Here is a 15481-nt window from a genome sequence, read left to right as displayed (position 1 = left end):
GAGACGACCATGACGGAAAACACCAGCTGGCACGCACGTGCCGCAGAGATCGCAATCGATGGCCGCGCCGTCATCAACGGCGAGCGGGTCGCGGCCAGGTCCGGCCAGACCTTCGACAATCTCTCGCCCATCGATGGGCGTTCGCTGGGACCGGTGGCGCGCTGCGATGGCGCCGACGTGGAGGCGGCCGTGCAGGCCGCCCGCGCCGCCTTTGACGACCGCCGCTGGGCAGGCAAGTCGCCCGCGCAGCGCAAGCGGATATTGATCAAGTTCGCCGACCTGGTACAGAAATACGGTCCCGAGCTGGCCCTGCTGGAAACCCTGGACATGGGCAAACCGATCAAGTACAGCCAGAGCGTGGACGTGGGCGCCACGGCCAACTGCCTGCGCTGGTATGGCGAGGCGATCGACAAGGTCTACGATGAAATCGCCCCCACGCCGGCCAACAGCCTGGCCCTGATCACGCGCGAACCGGTGGGCGTCGTCGCCGCCATCGTGCCGTGGAATTACCCGATGATCATGGCCGCCTGGAAGATCGCGCCGGCCCTCGCCGCCGGCAACAGCGTGATCTTGAAACCGTCCGAAAAATCCCCGCTGACGGCCTTGCGCCTGGCCGACATCGCGCTCGAAGCGGGCGTGCCGAAAGGCGTGTTCAACGTGCTGCCCGGCTACGGCAACGAGGCGGGCGCCGCGCTGGCGCTGCACATGGATGTCGATTGCATCGGTTTTACGGGCTCCACGCGCACGGGGAAATTGATCGTGCAGATGGCGGGCCAGTCGAATCTGAAACGGGCGTGGACTGAGCTGGGCGGCAAGTCCGCCAACATCGTCTGCGCCGATTGCCCGGACCTGGACAAGGCCGTGGCGGCCGCCGTCGGTTCCATCTTCTTCAACCAGGGCGAAAGCTGCAATGCGCCCTCGCGCCTGTTCGTGGAAGAATCGATCAAGGAGGAATTCCTGACAAAGGCGCTGGCCATGCTGCCCCGCTTCCAGCCCGGCGATCCGCTCGACGAAGCCACCGTCATGGGGGCCATCGTCGATGCCACGCAGATGCAAACAGTGATGGGCTATATCGCCTCCGGCAAGCAGGAAGGCGCGCAGCTGCTGGGCGGCGGCGACGCCGTGCGCCTTGAGACGGGGGGCTACTACGTGCAGCCGACCATCTTCGGCGTGGACGCGGGCATGACGATCGCGCGCGAAGAGATCTTCGGCCCCGTCCTGTCCGTGCTGGGCTTTACGGACATCGCCGAGGCGGTGCAGCAGGCGAATGCCACGCCGTACGGCTTGCAGGCGGCCGTGTGGACCTCCGACATTACCAAGGCCATCCAGACGGCGCGCGCCCTGCGCGCCGGCACCGTGCACGTCAACCAGTACGACGGCGACGACATCACCGTGCCGTTCGGAGGCTACAAGCAGTCAGGCAACGGGCGCGACAAGTCCTTGTACGCGCTGGACAAATACACGGAGCTGAAGACGACGTGGATACAGGTGGGATAATTTCTATAATGGTTCTTAAAAGGACTAATTATTGTTGAAAATGGCTTGAAATAGTTCTTTTAAGACCTAATATATTTTTTCATGGCGATGTGTTTTTTGAAATTTGGATCGTATAAGTGCTAATTTAAGGATAAACTGAACACAATTAGCTACTATAAGACCCATTGGAGCCGCCATGCAGTGCCATTTTCAAATTTTTCATGATGATGCGTGGCACGATTGCGCATCGCTGACTTTGCTTGAGCCTGCAGGCGGCAATCCACGCACAGCCGCCCTGTTCGAGTATGACCTCGATTATGCCTTCTTCAAGCTGGAGAGTGGACCTGTCTCGCTGCGTTTTCCCGTCACGGCAGAGATGCAGAAGCTGGCGCAATGGCCAGCGTTCCTCTTTGATCTGATTCCCCAGGGAAGCGGACGGCAGTATCTGCTTGGGCAGCTTCAATTGGCCGATGGTCCGGCTGCCGATTTTCCGCTGGCATGTGCCGGCGCATTCAATCCCGTCGGGCGCGTGCGCATCGCCGAGGCCGTGCAGTACTACGCACAGCATATTGCCCGTCATGACAAGGGCAAGCCGCTGACCGGCTTTTCACTGGACGAGATCATAGGTCGCGGCGATGCCTTCAATGAGCGCATGCTGATGCATGCCATGCTGGCCGCCGGCAGTCTGGGGGTGCAAGGAGCGGCGCCGAAATATCTGCTGACCACCGACCATGCGGGTCTCTGGCATGCTGATGGCGCCCTGGCGGACCAGGACGCAGCCGCCCATTTCATCGTCAAGCGTCCGCGCGGAAAGACCGCCAGCGACGCCAAGGTGTTGAGGAATGAAGCCGCATACATGACTGTGGCGCGCGCGGTGGGCTTGCGCACCGAAGGCCAGCTGCGCTACCAGGACGATACCTTGTTCATTCCCCGTTTTGATCGCCGCATCCGGGACGGAAAAGTACTGCGGCTGCATCAGGAAAGCGCCGCTTCGCTGGCAGGTATCGTTGGCTTTGAAGCCACGCCCAGCCAGTTCGACCTATTGCAGGCGCTGCGCGCCGTCGTCAGCGACAAGACGGTGGAAACCATCGAATTTCTCAAGCGCGATATCTTGAACCTGGCCATGCGCAATACCGATAATCACGCACGCAATACGGCGGTACAGCAAGTTGGTGCCGAGGTGCGCCTCACGCCGCTGTTCGATTTTGCGCCGATGTACCTGGACCCGGATGGGATACCACGCGCGGCGCGCTGGTATCACCCGGATACCAAAAACGAGCTGCATGACTGGACGACGATACTGGCTACGATCGGCATGCAGGACGTGGAGCGCCAGCAGATCCGCCTCGCCCTATACGGATTTTCCCGGCACTTGCTTGCGCTGGAACAGCATATGCAGGAGGCCGGCGTGGATGATGACATCATTGCTTTCCTCCGGCCGCATATCGCCGGGCAGATCGAACAGCTCAAGGCATTGGGGGAGCACTGACATGGCGCGCACCAAAAAGACCGTTGACAAGGAAGAGTTGCGGCAGCGCAGGGCGGTGCTTTACGAAGCCATTGAAGCGGGAGCCGTCACGCTACAGCACGCCGTCAGGGAAATGCGGGCCATCTCGCGCCTGACGCAGGCCCAATTTGCGGAACACCGAGGGGTCAGCCTGAAAACCATCAAGGAGATCGAGAGCGGCAAGGGCAATCCGACCATCCAGACGCTGAACCGTATCGGGCAGTTCTTTGGCCTGGAGGTGGCCTTTGTACGAACAGAAACGCTGCGCGACAAAAAAATCGCCCCGGCGAGTAGCGGGGCGATATCGCCTCAATAGGAGAGATCAGAAGATCAGAAGCAGTGTTCCAGCGCCGGGAAGCTGCCATCCTTGACGGCCTTGACATAGCCGGTGACGGCGTCGTCGATGCTGGCCGCGCCTTCCATGAAGTTGCGCACGAAGCGCGCCTTGCGGCCTGGGAACACGCCCAGCATGTCGTGCATGACGAGCACCTGGCCCGAGCAGTCGGGACCGGCGCCGATGCCGATGGTGGGGATCGTCAGCATGTCGGTCACTTCCTTGCCCAGCTGCGTAGGCATGGCTTCCATCAGCACGATGGCGGCGCCCGCGTTCTGCAGCGCCAGCGCGTCGTTCTTCAGCTGCGCGGCGCTTTCCGTGCTCTTGCCCTGCACTTTATAACCACCCAGCTGATGCACCGATTGCGGCGTCAGGCCGATGTGGGCGCAGATGGGGATGCCGCGCTCGGTGAGGAAACGGACGGTCTCGGCCAGCCAGGCGCCGCCTTCGATCTTGATCATGTGCGCGCCCGCCTGCATCAGGATGACGGCGTTGGCGTACGCCGTCTCGGGCGTGCCATAGGCGCCGAACGGCAGGTCGGACATGATCATGGCCGACTTGGCGCCGCGCGCCACGGCAGCCGTGTGGTAAGCCAGTTCGGCCACGGTGACGGGCAGGGTGGAGTTGTGGCCGTTGCAGACCATGCCGAGCGAATCGCCGATCAGCAGGATCTCCACGCCGCAGCGGTCCATCAGGGACGCGAAGCTGGCGTCATAGCAGGTCAGCATGGTGATCTTTTCGCGGGCGGCGCGCAGCGTGGCCAGCGTATGGATGGTCACGGCCTTGTTGGCGACAGGCTTGGATGGCGCCGGCGCCGGCGTGGCAGCCTTGTCTTTTGCGGCCAGATCTGTTCCTTGCAAATAAGCGGACATAGGTATTCTCTAGAGTGAATGGGGGTGATGCGATTGCGACGCCGCTAGTGTAGTACTTTATGCAGCGTGCTGCAGGAGCGGCATTGTAGTGTATGTCTGGAGCCGTGGCTCAGAGCTGGCGGATGGCCTGGTCCGCGACGCTTGCCAGGTAGTCCTGCGCCGGCCCGCGTCCCGGCACGACGATGGCGGGGGCCAGGGCCAGCAGCGGCACCAGCACGAAGGCGCGCTCGGTGATGCGCGGATGGGGCACCGTCAGGGTGGCGCTGGCGATCTGCTCATCGCCATACAGCAGCAAGTCCAGGTCCAGGGTGCGCGGGGCGTTGCGGTAGGGCCGCTCGCGCCCGTGCGCCGCCTCGATGGCGTGCAGGGCCTGCAGCAGTTCCTCCGCCGGCAGGGTGGTGGTCAGGCGCGCCACGGCGTTGATGTAGTCGTCACCGCTCGAAGCGATGGGCGCCGTGCGGTAGCTGGCCGAGGCGTCCACCAGGGACGCGCCGGGCAGGCGCGCCAGGCGCGCGATGGCGTCCTGCACATTCGCGCGCGCATCGCCCAGGTTGGCCCCGATGCCGATGTAAGCGGTGACCGTCATTATTCGCCGCTGGTGCTGCCGGTGGTCGAGCCGCCACCCGTCCTGCTGCGCGTGCTGCGGCGTGGCGGACGTTTTTTCTTGACGGCGCCTGGCGCGGCATTGGCGCTGACGAGCAGCGCTTCGCGCGTTTCCTCGTCGCCTTCGTAAAAGGCCGTCCACCATTCGCCGATGTCCATGTCAATCTCGCCCGAAGCGCAGCGCAGCAGCAGGAAGTCGTAGCCGGCGCGGAAGCGCAGGTGCTCGAGCAATTTGTACGGCGCCTTGCCGACGCGGCGCTCGAAGCGCGGCTGCATCGACCAGATGTCGCGCATGTCGGAACCGATCTTGCGCTGCAAGGCCAGTTTTTCCGTCTGCGAATCGAGCACGTCGTCGGCCGCCAGGTGCAGCGCGGGGATGGTCGATTCGCCGGCGGCGCGGTAGGCCGTCCATTTTTCCAGCACCTGGTGCCACAGCAGCGAGGCGAACAAAAAGCCCGGCGAGACGGTCTTGCCGGCGGCGATGCGCTGATCCGTGGCGTCCAGCGCCAGGGTGACGAATTTCGCGCCCAGCGGCTGTTCCAGCACCACGTCGAGCAGCGGCAGCAGGCCATGATGCAAGCCTTCCTTGCGCAGCTGCTGCAGGCAGGCCAGCGCGTGGCCGCTCATCAGGAGCTTGAGCATTTCGTCGAACACGCGCGGCGCGGGCACGTTGTTGATCAGCGGCGCCATGACGGGAATCGGCGCGGCCGTGTGCGGCTCGATGGTGAACTTCAGCTTGGCGGCGAAGCGCACCACGCGCAGCATGCGCACGGGGTCTTCGCGGTAGCGCTCTTCCGGCTTGCCGATCATGCGCAGGGTCTTGGCGCGAATGTCTTCCACGCCGCCGTGGTAATCGAGCACTTCCTGCGTAGCCGGGTTGTAGTACATGGCGTTGATGGTGAAGTCGCGGCGCAGCGCGTCTTCGTGCTGCAGACCGAAGGTGTTGTCGCGCAGGACGCGGCCATGTTCATCCTTGGGCGCCGAATCGGCGCCGGCGCCGCGGAAGGTCGTCACTTCCAGCAGGTCCTGGCCGAACATCACGTGCACGATCTGGAAGCGCTTGCCGATGATGAAGGCGCGGCGGAACAGGCGCTTGACCTGTTCCGGCGTGGCGTTGGTGGCGATGTCGAAGTCCTTGGGCTTGACGCCCAGCAGCAGGTCGCGCACGGCGCCGCCGACGACAAAGGCCGCAAAACCGGCTTCCTGCAGGCTGCTGGTGACGCGGATGGCATTCGACGACACCAGTTTCGGGTCGATTCCGTGTTGCGCAGGACCGAGCACGACGGGTGCCGTGGTGTCGCGCGCTGCCTCTTTTTTAACGCCGAGGATCTTGCGGATGAATTTTTTAATCATTGAATAAGTGGAGTGATGGCCAGCCGTGGAGGGATGCGTGTGCTGTCAGAGCAGCATTGGGATTGGTTGCAACAGGGTGGGTCACGACCGACAGCAAGGGGATGTCGTTGTGCGAATCGCTGTAAAAATAGCTGCGCTCGAACTGCCCCAGTTCCTTGCCCATCTTTTCCAGCCAGGCGTGGGTGTGGGTCAGCTTGCCCGCGCCCAAGGTCGGCGTGCCCAGCAGCTTGCCCGTGACATTGCCGTCGGCGTCATATTCGGGCATGGCCGCCAGCAGGTGCTCGACGCCCAGCGCGTCGGCGATGGGCTTGGTGATGAAATGGTTGGTGGCCGTGACGATGGCCAGCAGGTCGCCCGCGTCCTGGTGCTGCTTGAGCAGGGCCACGACTTCCGGGCGGATGGCCGGCAAGACCACTTCGGCCATGAATTGCCTGTGCAGCGCTTCCAGGCGCTCGCGCGGGAATTGCGCCAGGGTGCCGAGGGAAAATTCCAGGTATTCCACCGGATCGAGCGTGCCGGCCTGGTATTGCGCGAAAAATTCGTCGTTGCGGCGGGTGAATTCGGCGGCGTCCACGGCACCGATGCGTACCAGGAATTCGCCCCACTCGTGATCCGAGTCGATGGGCAGCAGGGTGTGGTCGAGGTCAAACAGGGCCAGATTCATCATTCTTTCGCTTCCGCCTGCAGCAACTCGCGCAACAATGGCAAGGTGATCGGGCGTTGGGTTTCAAGGGAGTAGAGGTCGAGAGAGTCCAGCATCGTCGACAGCGAACGCATGTCGCGCCGGAAATGGGACAGCAGATAGGGTAACACGCCCGGCGACAAGGTCAAGCCGCGGGTGGCGGCCGCCTGGGTCAGGGCGGCGATTTTTTCATCGTCGGTCAAGCCGTGGATTTGATAGATCAGGCCCCAGCCCATGCGGGTGCGCAAGTCTTCGCGCACGGGCAGCACGGCGGGCGGCACGGCGCCGCTGCACACCATGAACGCCTGGTTGGCGCGGATTTCATTGAACAGGGCAAAGGCGTCGATCTGCGCCAGCGGCGACAGTTTTTCGCAATCGTCGAGCAGGTACAGGTCGACGTCGGGCGAATACACGAATTCGGACTCGATCGAGAATGGCGAAATGTAGCGCGCGCGCTCGGTGCTGGCCAGGGCCTTGAGCAGGTGGCTCTTGCCGGCGGCCAGTTCACCCCACAGGTAGGCAAAATGTTCGCGCGACGTGCGCGCGGCGAACTGGCGCATCAGCTGCGCCACTTCGGCATTCTGTCCCACCTCGAAGGTATCGAGGCTGTGCGCCTGGTCTGTGCCTAAATCGAGCACCAGTTGTTTCATGGCGTACGCCTTGTCCTGTTTTTCATTACTGCGTATGCGTCGTCGTCGCTGTTGTTGGTTTCATATTGTAATCATATCGGGTGCCTGACAGAAGCGTAGCGAGCGGCAGCAATTTGTGGCCGAGAAGCGCAACCGTACTGTAGTACGGTGAGCATCGCCGGCCGCAAAGTGCGACGCGCAGTAGCTTATGTCAGTCACCTTGTCATGCATTATAGAAGCTGCTGGAGAGGTAGTGGCGTCTTAGATGCTTAAAAGCGACCATCAGGACGGCAGAAGCGGGTAAAGCGAGCAAAACGCCGACGAAACCAAATAGTTGTCCGAAGGCCAATAAGGCGAAGATCACGGCCAGCGGGTTCAGGCCGATGCGCTCGCCGACCAGGCGCGGCGTGAGGAAAAAGCCTTCGATGACCTGGCCGCAGCCGTAGATGACGGCCACGGCGATGACGCCGCTCCAGTCGGCGAACTGCAGCAGCGCGGCGATCAGCGCCAGCATCAGCCCCAGGCCGAAGCCCAGGTAGGGGATGAACACCAGCAAGCCCGTGATGATGCCCACAGGCAATGCCACTTCAAAGCCGGCGATGGCCAGCGCCACCGAGTAATACGTGGCCAGCACCAGCATGACGAGGAGTTGGCCACGCAGGTATTGCGCCAGCAGGGTGTCGACTTCCTGCGCCATGCCCACCGTGCGGCCGACCCAGCGCCGCGGCACGGCGCCGGCGATGCGCGCCAGCATCGGATGCCAGTCCAGCAACAGGTAGAACAGCACCACGGGAATGAGCACGACGGTGGCCAGCCAGCCCAGCACGGCCGTGCCGCCGATGCGGGCCGAGGCCAGCACGGTGCTCCAGATTTCATCGCCGCTGGTGGCCATCTGCTGGCTCAGCATGCGCTTGATGCCCGTGCCGTCGAGGCGCACGCGGATGCCCAGGTCGCGCAGTTTCGGCGCAATCAATTCATTGGCCTTGCTGAGAAATTGGGGAATCTGCGCCTGCAGCAAGGGAATTTCCTTTTGCAACACGGGCACGACGATCAGCACCAGCGCCGTGATGGCGAGGAAAAACAACACTACGACGACCAGCACGGCCAGCGGACGGGGCACGTAAAAGCGCTTGTAATGGAGGCGCTGCAATCGGTCGACGCCGGGATTGAGCACGTAGGCGAGGATGGCGGCGGCCAGGAAGGGCGTCAGGATGGGGCCCAGGCTGACGAGCAGCAGCAAAAATGCCAGCCAGACCGCGATCCAAAATGCTGTTTGCTTCTGTTCGGCGGTGATGGCGAATGGCATGGAGTTTGTGCTGTTGCGTTAAAAAAAGGCAGTTAATTACGAAATGGCGGGGCAGTTTGATAAAATAGCGACTTGATCGACCGAATTCACCCGCTGGCGTCCTGCCGCACGATGTTGAAAAACATGCTTGCGCGCGCGTGCCGGCGGGTATCCGCCTTCTATTTTACCGCCTCCGCTGCCACCACACCATGAACCAGACTTCTAATGTTTCCCTTTCCTACCGTGACGCTGGCGTCGATATCGACGCAGGCGACGCTTTAGTCGAAGCAATCAAGCCGTTTGCCAAGCGCACCCTGCGCGAAGGCGTGATGGGCGGCCTGGGCGGTTTTGGCGCCATGTTTGAAATCAGCAAGAAGTACAAGGAACCCGTGCTGGTCTCGGGCACCGACGGCGTGGGCACGAAATTGCGCCTGGCGTTCGAACTGAACCGCCATGACACGGTCGGCATCGACCTGGTCGCCATGAGCGTCAACGATATCCTGGTGCAAGGCGCCGAACCGCTGTTCTTCCTCGATTACTTCGCTTGCGGCAAGCTGGATGTGGCCATCGCCACCGACGTCATCAAGGGCATCGCCCAGGGTTGCGAACAAGCCGGCTGCGCGCTGATCGGCGGCGAAACGGCGGAAATGCCGAGCATGTACCCTGCCGGCGAATACGACCTGGCCGGTTTTGCCGTCGGCGCCGTGGAAAAATCGAAAATCATCGACGGCAGCAAGATCGCCCCGGGCGACGTGGTGCTGGGCCTGGCCTCGTCGGGCGTGCACTCGAACGGTTATTCGCTGGTGCGCAAGATCATCGAAGTGGCGAAACCGGACCTGGAAGGCGACTTCCACGGCCGTAAACTCGCCGACGTGCTGATGCAGCCGACGCGCATCTACGTCAAGCCGCTGCTGGCGCTGATGGACGCCATGGAAGTCAAGGGCATGGTGCACATCACCGGCGGTGGCCTGGTGGAAAACATCCCGCGCGTGCTGCAGCCTGGCCTGGTGGCCGAGCTGGACTCGAAGGCGTGGACCATGCCGCCGCTGTTCACGTGGCTGCAACAGCACGGCGGCGTGGCTGACGCCGAGATGCACCGCGTCTTCAACTGCGGCATCGGCATGACCGTCATCGTCTCGCAGGAAAACGCGGACGCCGCCATCGCCCAGCTGCAAGCGGCCGGCGAAACCGTCTCGCGCATCGGCACCATCCGCGCCCGCGTGGGCGACGAGCATCAGACAGTTGTTATCTAAACTGTAGCTTGAACAAACAAGGCAGGCACTCGCGAGAGGCCTGCCTTTTTTTACGTGCCTGCGCCTACCTTGCGTGCGCCGGCTTCATGCGCCCCTCCGGCTGCGAACCGTCCCTGCCGATCATGGCCACGCTGACGGCCGAGACGAGGGAGGCGAACAGGATGTAGCCGACGATGTGCCATGGCTCGCCATTGCCCGTTTTCAGCAGGTAGGTGGCGATGATGGGCGTCAGGCCGCTGGCGAAGATGCCGGAGAACTGGTAGACGAAGGAGATGCCCGTGTAGCGCACCCTGGCGTCGAACAGGTCGCAGAACAGGGCCGCTTCCGGGCCGTACACGGCCGAATACAGCACGCCCAGCGGGATGATCACGGAACACCACAGCAGCAGCGGATTGTCGGCGTGGTTGAGCATAATCCAGAAGGCGGGAATGGCCGACACGCCCGTGATCAGGGAACCCCAGAAAAACACCTTGCTGCGGCCGATGCGGTCCGACAGGCGGCCGAAGAAGGGGATGCAGAAGCACATCACGACGGCCGACGCCATCACGCCCATCAGCGCTTCCGTGCGGTCTATCTTGATGGTGTTGGTCAGATAGGTGATGGAAAACACGCCGAAGATATTGAAGAATACGCCGTCGATATAGCGCGCGCCCATGCCCTTCAAGACGTTGCCCGGATAGCGTTTCAAGAGGTCGAAGAACGGGATCTGCGTCTCCGCGTTCTTTTCCTTGACGGCCTGGAATTCCGGCGTTTCCATCACGTTCAAACGTATCCACATGCCGATGAAGACCAGGGCCGCAGATAAAATGAAGGCCACGCGCCAGCCCCACGACAGGAACTGCGCATCGCTCAGGCTGTAGGACAGGATGGCCACCACGCCGGAAGCGAGGCACAGGCCGATGGCCAGGCCGATCTGCGGCAGGCTGGCGTAGAAGCCGCGCTCTTTTGGCGGCGCATATTCATACGCCATCAGCACGGCGCCGCCCCATTCGCCGCCCAGGCCGATGCCCTGCAGCACGCGCAGGAACAGCAGCAGGCCCGGCGCCCAGTAGCCGATATGGTCGTAGGTCGGCAGCACGCCGATCAGGAAGGTGGAGATGCCCATGATCATCAGGGTCATCACCAGCATGCTCTTGCGGCCGATCTTGTCGCCGAAATGGCCGAAGATCACGCCGCCGATGGGGCGCGACAAAAAGCCCACGGCGAAGGTGCCGTAGGCCAGCATGGTCGAGACGAGCGGATCGCCGCCCGGGAAATACAGCTTGCTGAACACGATGCCGGCCACGACGCCGTACAGGAAGAAGTCATACCATTCGATGGTGGCGCCGATCACGCTGGCCATCACGACTTTCCGCAGCTCTTTGGCCTTTTTCGGATGGTTCGGATTGTTGTCCATATCTAGTCTCCAATCGATATCGATTATGTGTGTTTTTTTGATGCCTGGCTTGTCGCCGGATCATTGGAGGCGGGGCCGTCTGCCCGCCGCTGACATCCTCCCGGGTGAGGTGGAATGGGGCGCGGCCTAGGCCGCCTGCGGCAGGCGCACGGCGTCCGCCAGGATCATGTCGGCGGCTTTTTCGGCGATCATGATGGTGGGCGCATTCGTGTTGCCCGAGACGAGTTCCGGCATGATCGATGCATCGACCACGCGCAGGTTCTGCATGCCGTGCACGCGCAGGCGTGCATCGACGACGGCCATGGCGTCGTGGCCCATCTTGCAGGTGCCGCTGGGGTGGTAGATCGACTGGCTGAAGCGCCGCGCCGCGTCCAGCAGCTGCGCGTCCGTCTCGAACTGCGGGCCGGGCACGAACTCGGCAATGATGTGCGGCGCCAGCGATGGCGCGGCGGCGATTCTGCGCGCCACGCGCAGGGCGGCGATCGCCGTGCGCTGGTCGCGCGGGTCGGACAGGTAGTTCGGGTAGATGCCCGGATAGGCGAGGGGATCGGCGCACTTGATCGATACGTGGCCGCGGCTGTGCGGGCGCAGCTGGCACACGGACGACGTGAACGCGGAAAACGGATGCGCGCCTTCGCCCGGCTTGTCGGCGCTCAGCGGCTGCATGTGGAACTGGATGTCGGGCCGCGTGACTTCCGGCGACGACCTGGTAAATACCGTCACCTGGCTGGCCGCCAGGGTCAACGGCCCCGAGCGGGAAAACACATATTGCATGCCCACCCACAGCTTGCCCCACAGGCTGTTGACTTCATCGTTCAGGGTTTTCAGCCGCGTCTTGAAGACGAGGCGGATTTGCAAATGGTCTTGCAGGTTCTGTCCCACGCCGGGCAAGTCGTGCACGAGAGGCACGCCCACTTCTTCCAGCAAGGCGCGCGGCCCCACTCCCGAGCATTGCAGGATCTGCGGCGAGCCGATGGCGCCCGCGCATAAAATCACTTCGCCGCTGGCGCGCGCCTGACGCAGCTGGCCATCCTGGCGGAACTCGATGCCGACGGCGCGCTTGCCCTCGAACAGCACGCGCGTGATTTGCGCCCGCACTTCCACGCGCAGGTTGGTGCGCTTGCGGGCCGGCCGCAAAAAGGCTTTCGCCGTGCTCCAGCGCAAGCCCTTGCTGGCCGTCTGCTGGAAGTAGCCCACGCCTTCCTGCGTGGCGCCGTTGTAATCGGCATTGAAGGGGATGCCGCTTTCCGTGGCGCCGGCAATGAAATGTTCGGCGATCGGGCGGCGCAGCCGCAGGTCCGACACCTTCAATGGACCGCCCACGCCGTGGTAGTCGCTGGCGCCCCGTTCCTGGTCCTCCGATTTCTTGAAATACGGCAGCACCTCGGCATAGCTCCAGCCCGGGTTGCCCAGTTCGGCCCAGCGGTCGTAGTCTTCTTTCTGGCCGCGCACATACAGCAGGCCGTTGAGCGAGCTGGAGCCGCCCAGGACCTTGCCGCGCGGCCATTGCAACTGGCGCCCGGCGATGCCGGCGTCCGCTTCCGTGCGGTAGCACCAGTCCAGCTTCGGGTCGTGCATGGTCTTGAAATAGCCGACCGGCACGTGTATCCAGGGATTGTTGTCCTTGCCGCCCGCTTCCAGCAGCAATACCTGCTTGCCGCTGTCGTGCGACAGGCGGTTGGCCAGCACGCAGCCAGCCGAACCGGCGCCGACGACGATGTAGTCGTAGTGTGTTTGCAACATGGTGCTTGTCTCCTGCGTTGCGGTATCGCTTGCCTCGACGGGCGTTTTTTGCGATACACTGGTCTTTATTGATTATTTTTTGGAACGTCTGGTTCCATTTATAAAAGACGTGCAGCACGGGGACAAGCGGAAAGCACCGCATACGCGAGAGGTGAAACAGAACATGCATGATGCGTTTCAAAAACGGCCGGGCGAGGCCGAAGAGGGAACTCAAACGGGCGGCCAGGCCGGTGCCAGCACGGCGGCCAGCCATGGCGACGAGGCGCGGGGCTTGCGCGTGCTGCGTCTGATCGAGCACCTGGCCAGCGCCAGCCAGCCCTTGACCCTGTCGCAGCTGGCCGCGCGCATGCAGGTGCCCAAGGCCAGCATGATGCGCCTGCTCGATACGCTGGAGCAACACGGCTATGTGCTGCGCACGCCCGTGGGACGCGGCTACGTGCCGGGTGCCGCGTCCACCAACCTGGCGCTGGCCACCCTGCGCAACAATGCCCTGATCCGCGTCAGCCGCAGCATCCTGGGCAGCCTGGTGGCGGCCACGGGCGAGACGTGCAATCTGGCCATTCCCGAGGGCAATGCGATCGTCTACGTGGACAGGGTGGAAACCCAGGAACCATTGCGATTGCACCTGGTGCTGGGCACGCGCGCGCCCATGCATTGCACGGCCAGTGGAAAATTATTCCTGGCGCACATGTCGCTGCTGGAGCGGCGCGCATTGCTGGCCATGCTGAGCCTGCAGGCGCGCACGCCGAAAAGCATCACCGACCCGGCACTGCTGGAACGCGAGATCGTGCGCATCGCCCGCCTGGGGATCGGCATCGACGACGAGGAATTCGTGCACGGCATGGTGGCCGTGGCCGTGCCCATCTGCGCGGCCGACGGGCGTATCGTGGCGGCCGTGGCCTGCCACGCGCCTGTGGCGCGCAAGTCCGTGGAACAGCTGCTGCAGCACGTGCCGCAGTGAAGGACGCGGCCGCGAAATTGCGGCCGCTCTTGCTGGCAGAAAACAGCTAGGGTTTGAGCACCTTTGCCACCTTGGCCGCGCGCAGGCGGAAGGCGTCCGGCATGCCGGAACCCAGCAGCGGGCGCAGGTACAGGCGGAAGGCATCGGTGACGTCCGTGCCGCTGGCGCTGATGAACTCGTCGTCCATGGTGCGCGTCTTGCCCGCCACGTCGGAAAGGGGCAGCAACGCGTAATCGACGGAATAAAAGCCCGTGCGCTTGATGGCGACGGAACCGTCGCGCTCGCCCCACATGGCGAATTGCACCGCCTTTTCGCCCACTTCGCGCGCCTCGCGCTGGTCCACGTCGGAGACGCAGCCGATGAAGGAGCGCTGCAGATAGCCGAAGGTATCGCCGCGCACGCGCTTGATGCCGAGCTTGGCCTTGATCTCGTCGCACAGCAGGTCGGCCAGCGCGCCCGTGCCGGACAATTGCACATTGCCGTGCGCATCGCGCTCGACTTCGTTGCCCACCTGTTTGGCCAGCAGGCTGGCGATCGGTTCGCCCGACGCGTCGTGGATGCCTTCCGAGACGGCGATCACGCAGCGGCCGTATTTTTCATAGGTGGCCTTCACGTCGGCAAGAAATTGCTCCAGCACGAAGACGCGCTCGGGCAGATAGATCAGGTGCGGGCCATCGTCGGGGAACTTCTTGCCCAGCGCCGAGGCGGCCGTCAAAAAGCCCGCGTGGCGGCCCATGACGACGCCCACGTAGACGCCGGGCAAGGCCGCGTTGTCCAGGTTGGCGCCGGCGAACGCTTGCGCGACGAAACGCGCGGCCGAGGGAAAGCCGGGCGTGTGGTCGCTGCCGACCAGGTCGTTGTCGATGGTTTTCGGGATGTGGATGCAGCGCAGCGGATAGCCGGCCTTGTGCGCTTCCTCGCTGACGATGCGCACCGTGTCGGACGAGTCATTGCCGCCGATATAAAAGAAGTGTTCGATCTCGTGCGCGCGCAGCACGGCGAAGATTTGCTGGCAGTAGGCAATATCGGGTTTGTCGCGCGTGGAGCCGAGGGCCGACGAGGGCGTGGCGGCCACCAGTTCCAGGTTATGGCTGGTTTCCTGCGTCAGATCGACGAATTCTTCATTGACGATGCCGCGCACGCCGTGCAGCGCGCCATACACGCGCGTGACATGCTGAAAGCGCCGCGATTCGAGCACCACGCCCACCAGCGACTGGTTGATGACGGCGGTGGGGCCGCCTCCCTGGGCAACAAGAATTTTTCCAGACGGCATGAGGTCTCCTCGTAGTGGAACGGCCCTCCAGCCTACTCCTTTTTTACCGGGGCGCTGTCTTTTCCGATAGTTCTGCCCTGGATTTTCTCCACGTCATCCCCGGCCTCGATGCGT

The 15481-nt window shown here is 63.2% G+C and carries 14 protein-coding genes; 5 read left to right on the top strand and 9 right to left on the bottom strand.

Annotated elements, in window-relative coordinates:
* Positions 1-9 precede the first annotated feature (9 nt).
* The 3 genes from J0O65_RS01075 to J0O65_RS01065 all read left to right on the top strand — a co-directional run bounded on the left by J0O65_RS01075 (position 10) and on the right by J0O65_RS01065 (position 3299).
* Entirely contained in the window at positions 10-1497 is a 1488-nt protein-coding gene (locus J0O65_RS01075) for an aldehyde dehydrogenase (RefSeq protein WP_215403283.1), read from the top strand.
* Positions 1498-1672: 175 nt separating this feature from the next.
* Positions 1673-2965 carry a type II toxin-antitoxin system HipA family toxin gene (locus tag J0O65_RS01070; RefSeq protein ID WP_251373210.1) on the top strand — a complete coding sequence of 431 codons (1293 nt, stop codon included), beginning with the start codon at positions 1673-1675 and terminating at the stop codon, positions 2963-2965.
* Position 2966: 1 nt separating this feature from the next.
* On the top strand, positions 2967-3299 hold the full coding sequence (locus J0O65_RS01065) for a helix-turn-helix transcriptional regulator (RefSeq protein WP_215403281.1): 333 nt from the start codon (positions 2967-2969) through the stop codon (positions 3297-3299).
* A gap of 14 nt (positions 3300-3313) precedes the next feature.
* On the opposite strand, the gene panB is transcribed toward J0O65_RS01065, so the two are convergent.
* From panB to J0O65_RS01035, 6 genes are all read right to left on the bottom strand, one after another.
* Positions 3314-4189 (bottom strand): 3-methyl-2-oxobutanoate hydroxymethyltransferase, encoded by an 876-nt coding sequence (panB, locus tag J0O65_RS01060; protein WP_215403279.1) that lies wholly within the window; start codon positions 4187-4189, stop codon positions 3314-3316.
* A 109-nt stretch (positions 4190-4298) separates the two neighbouring features.
* Positions 4299-4775, bottom strand: a complete 477-nt coding sequence (gene folK, locus J0O65_RS01055; protein ID WP_215403277.1) for a 2-amino-4-hydroxy-6-hydroxymethyldihydropteridine diphosphokinase — start codon at positions 4773-4775, stop codon at positions 4299-4301.
* Entirely contained in the window at positions 4775-6145 is a 1371-nt protein-coding gene (gene pcnB, locus J0O65_RS01050) for a polynucleotide adenylyltransferase PcnB (protein ID WP_215403275.1), read from the bottom strand. The genes folK and pcnB overlap by 1 nt, the downstream gene beginning before the upstream one ends.
* Entirely contained in the window at positions 6138-6809 is a 672-nt protein-coding gene (locus tag J0O65_RS01045; RefSeq protein ID WP_215403626.1) for a histidinol-phosphatase, read from the bottom strand. Before J0O65_RS01045 ends, pcnB begins: the two co-directional genes overlap by 8 nt.
* On the bottom strand, positions 6809-7477 hold the full coding sequence (gene hda, locus J0O65_RS01040) for a DnaA regulatory inactivator Hda (protein ID WP_086145907.1): 669 nt from the start codon (positions 7475-7477) through the stop codon (positions 6809-6811). Before hda ends, J0O65_RS01045 begins: the two co-directional genes overlap by 1 nt.
* 202 nt (positions 7478-7679) lie before the next feature.
* Positions 7680-8762 carry an AI-2E family transporter gene (locus J0O65_RS01035; protein WP_215403273.1) on the bottom strand — a complete coding sequence of 361 codons (1083 nt, stop codon included), beginning with the start codon at positions 8760-8762 and terminating at the stop codon, positions 7680-7682.
* Positions 8763-8950: 188 nt separating this feature from the next.
* On the opposite strand from J0O65_RS01035, the gene purM reads away from it, so the two are divergent.
* Positions 8951-9994, top strand: coding sequence for a phosphoribosylformylglycinamidine cyclo-ligase (gene purM / locus J0O65_RS01030; RefSeq protein ID WP_215403271.1), 1044 nt, complete (start codon positions 8951-8953; stop codon positions 9992-9994).
* Between the two features lie 64 nt (positions 9995-10058).
* Here the strand turns inward: purM and J0O65_RS01025 are convergent, their stop codons facing one another.
* Entirely contained in the window at positions 10059-11390 is a 1332-nt protein-coding gene (locus tag J0O65_RS01025; RefSeq protein ID WP_215403269.1) for an MFS transporter, read from the bottom strand.
* A 126-nt stretch (positions 11391-11516) separates the two neighbouring features.
* On the bottom strand, positions 11517-13133 hold the full coding sequence (locus J0O65_RS01020) for a GMC family oxidoreductase (protein WP_215403268.1): 1617 nt from the start codon (positions 13131-13133) through the stop codon (positions 11517-11519).
* 163 nt (positions 13134-13296) lie between these two features.
* Between J0O65_RS01020 and J0O65_RS01015 the strand changes: the two genes are divergently transcribed.
* Complete coding sequence (locus tag J0O65_RS01015; RefSeq protein WP_251373209.1) at positions 13297-14094, top strand: IclR family transcriptional regulator; 798 nt, start codon at positions 13297-13299, stop codon at positions 14092-14094.
* Between the two features lie 46 nt (positions 14095-14140).
* On the opposite strand, the gene J0O65_RS01010 is transcribed toward J0O65_RS01015, so the two are convergent.
* A complete protein-coding gene (locus tag J0O65_RS01010; RefSeq protein WP_215403266.1) occupies positions 14141-15367 on the bottom strand; it encodes a 6-phosphofructokinase in 1227 nt (408 codons plus the stop codon).
* Positions 15368-15481 lie beyond the last annotated feature (114 nt).

Origin of the sequence: Janthinobacterium sp. JC611, assembly GCF_018682595.1 — a bacterium.
Taxonomy (GTDB): domain Bacteria; phylum Pseudomonadota; class Gammaproteobacteria; order Burkholderiales; family Burkholderiaceae_D; genus Janthinobacterium.
The sequence above is the reverse complement of the archived record's forward strand: the minus strand, read 5'-3'. Positions and strand labels throughout refer to the sequence as shown.

Coding starts and splice junctions, on each gene's coding strand:
- J0O65_RS01025 (WP_215403269.1), bottom strand. CDS start 11,390: ATGGACAACAATCCGAACCATCCGAAAAAGGCCAAAGAGCTGCGGAAA.
- J0O65_RS01045 (WP_215403626.1), bottom strand. CDS start 6,809: ATGAATCTGGCCCTGTTTGACCTCGACCACACCCTGCTGCCCATCGAC.
- J0O65_RS01035 (WP_215403273.1), bottom strand. CDS start 8,762: ATGCCATTCGCCATCACCGCCGAACAGAAGCAAACAGCATTTTGGATC.
- J0O65_RS01015 (WP_251373209.1), top strand. CDS start 13,297: ATGCATGATGCGTTTCAAAAACGGCCGGGCGAGGCCGAAGAGGGAACT.
- J0O65_RS01010 (WP_215403266.1), bottom strand. CDS start 15,367: ATGCCGTCTGGAAAAATTCTTGTTGCCCAGGGAGGCGGCCCCACCGCC.
- J0O65_RS01070 (WP_251373210.1), top strand. CDS start 1,673: ATGCAGTGCCATTTTCAAATTTTTCATGATGATGCGTGGCACGATTGC.
- J0O65_RS01020 (WP_215403268.1), bottom strand. CDS start 13,133: ATGTTGCAAACACACTACGACTACATCGTCGTCGGCGCCGGTTCGGCT.
- J0O65_RS01075 (WP_215403283.1), top strand. CDS start 10: ATGACGGAAAACACCAGCTGGCACGCACGTGCCGCAGAGATCGCAATC.
- pcnB (WP_215403275.1), bottom strand. CDS start 6,145: ATGATTAAAAAATTCATCCGCAAGATCCTCGGCGTTAAAAAAGAGGCA.
- panB (WP_215403279.1), bottom strand. CDS start 4,189: ATGTCCGCTTATTTGCAAGGAACAGATCTGGCCGCAAAAGACAAGGCT.
- hda (WP_086145907.1), bottom strand. CDS start 7,477: ATGAAACAACTGGTGCTCGATTTAGGCACAGACCAGGCGCACAGCCTC.
- folK (WP_215403277.1), bottom strand. CDS start 4,775: ATGACGGTCACCGCTTACATCGGCATCGGGGCCAACCTGGGCGATGCG.
- purM (WP_215403271.1), top strand. CDS start 8,951: ATGAACCAGACTTCTAATGTTTCCCTTTCCTACCGTGACGCTGGCGTC.
- J0O65_RS01065 (WP_215403281.1), top strand. CDS start 2,967: ATGGCGCGCACCAAAAAGACCGTTGACAAGGAAGAGTTGCGGCAGCGC.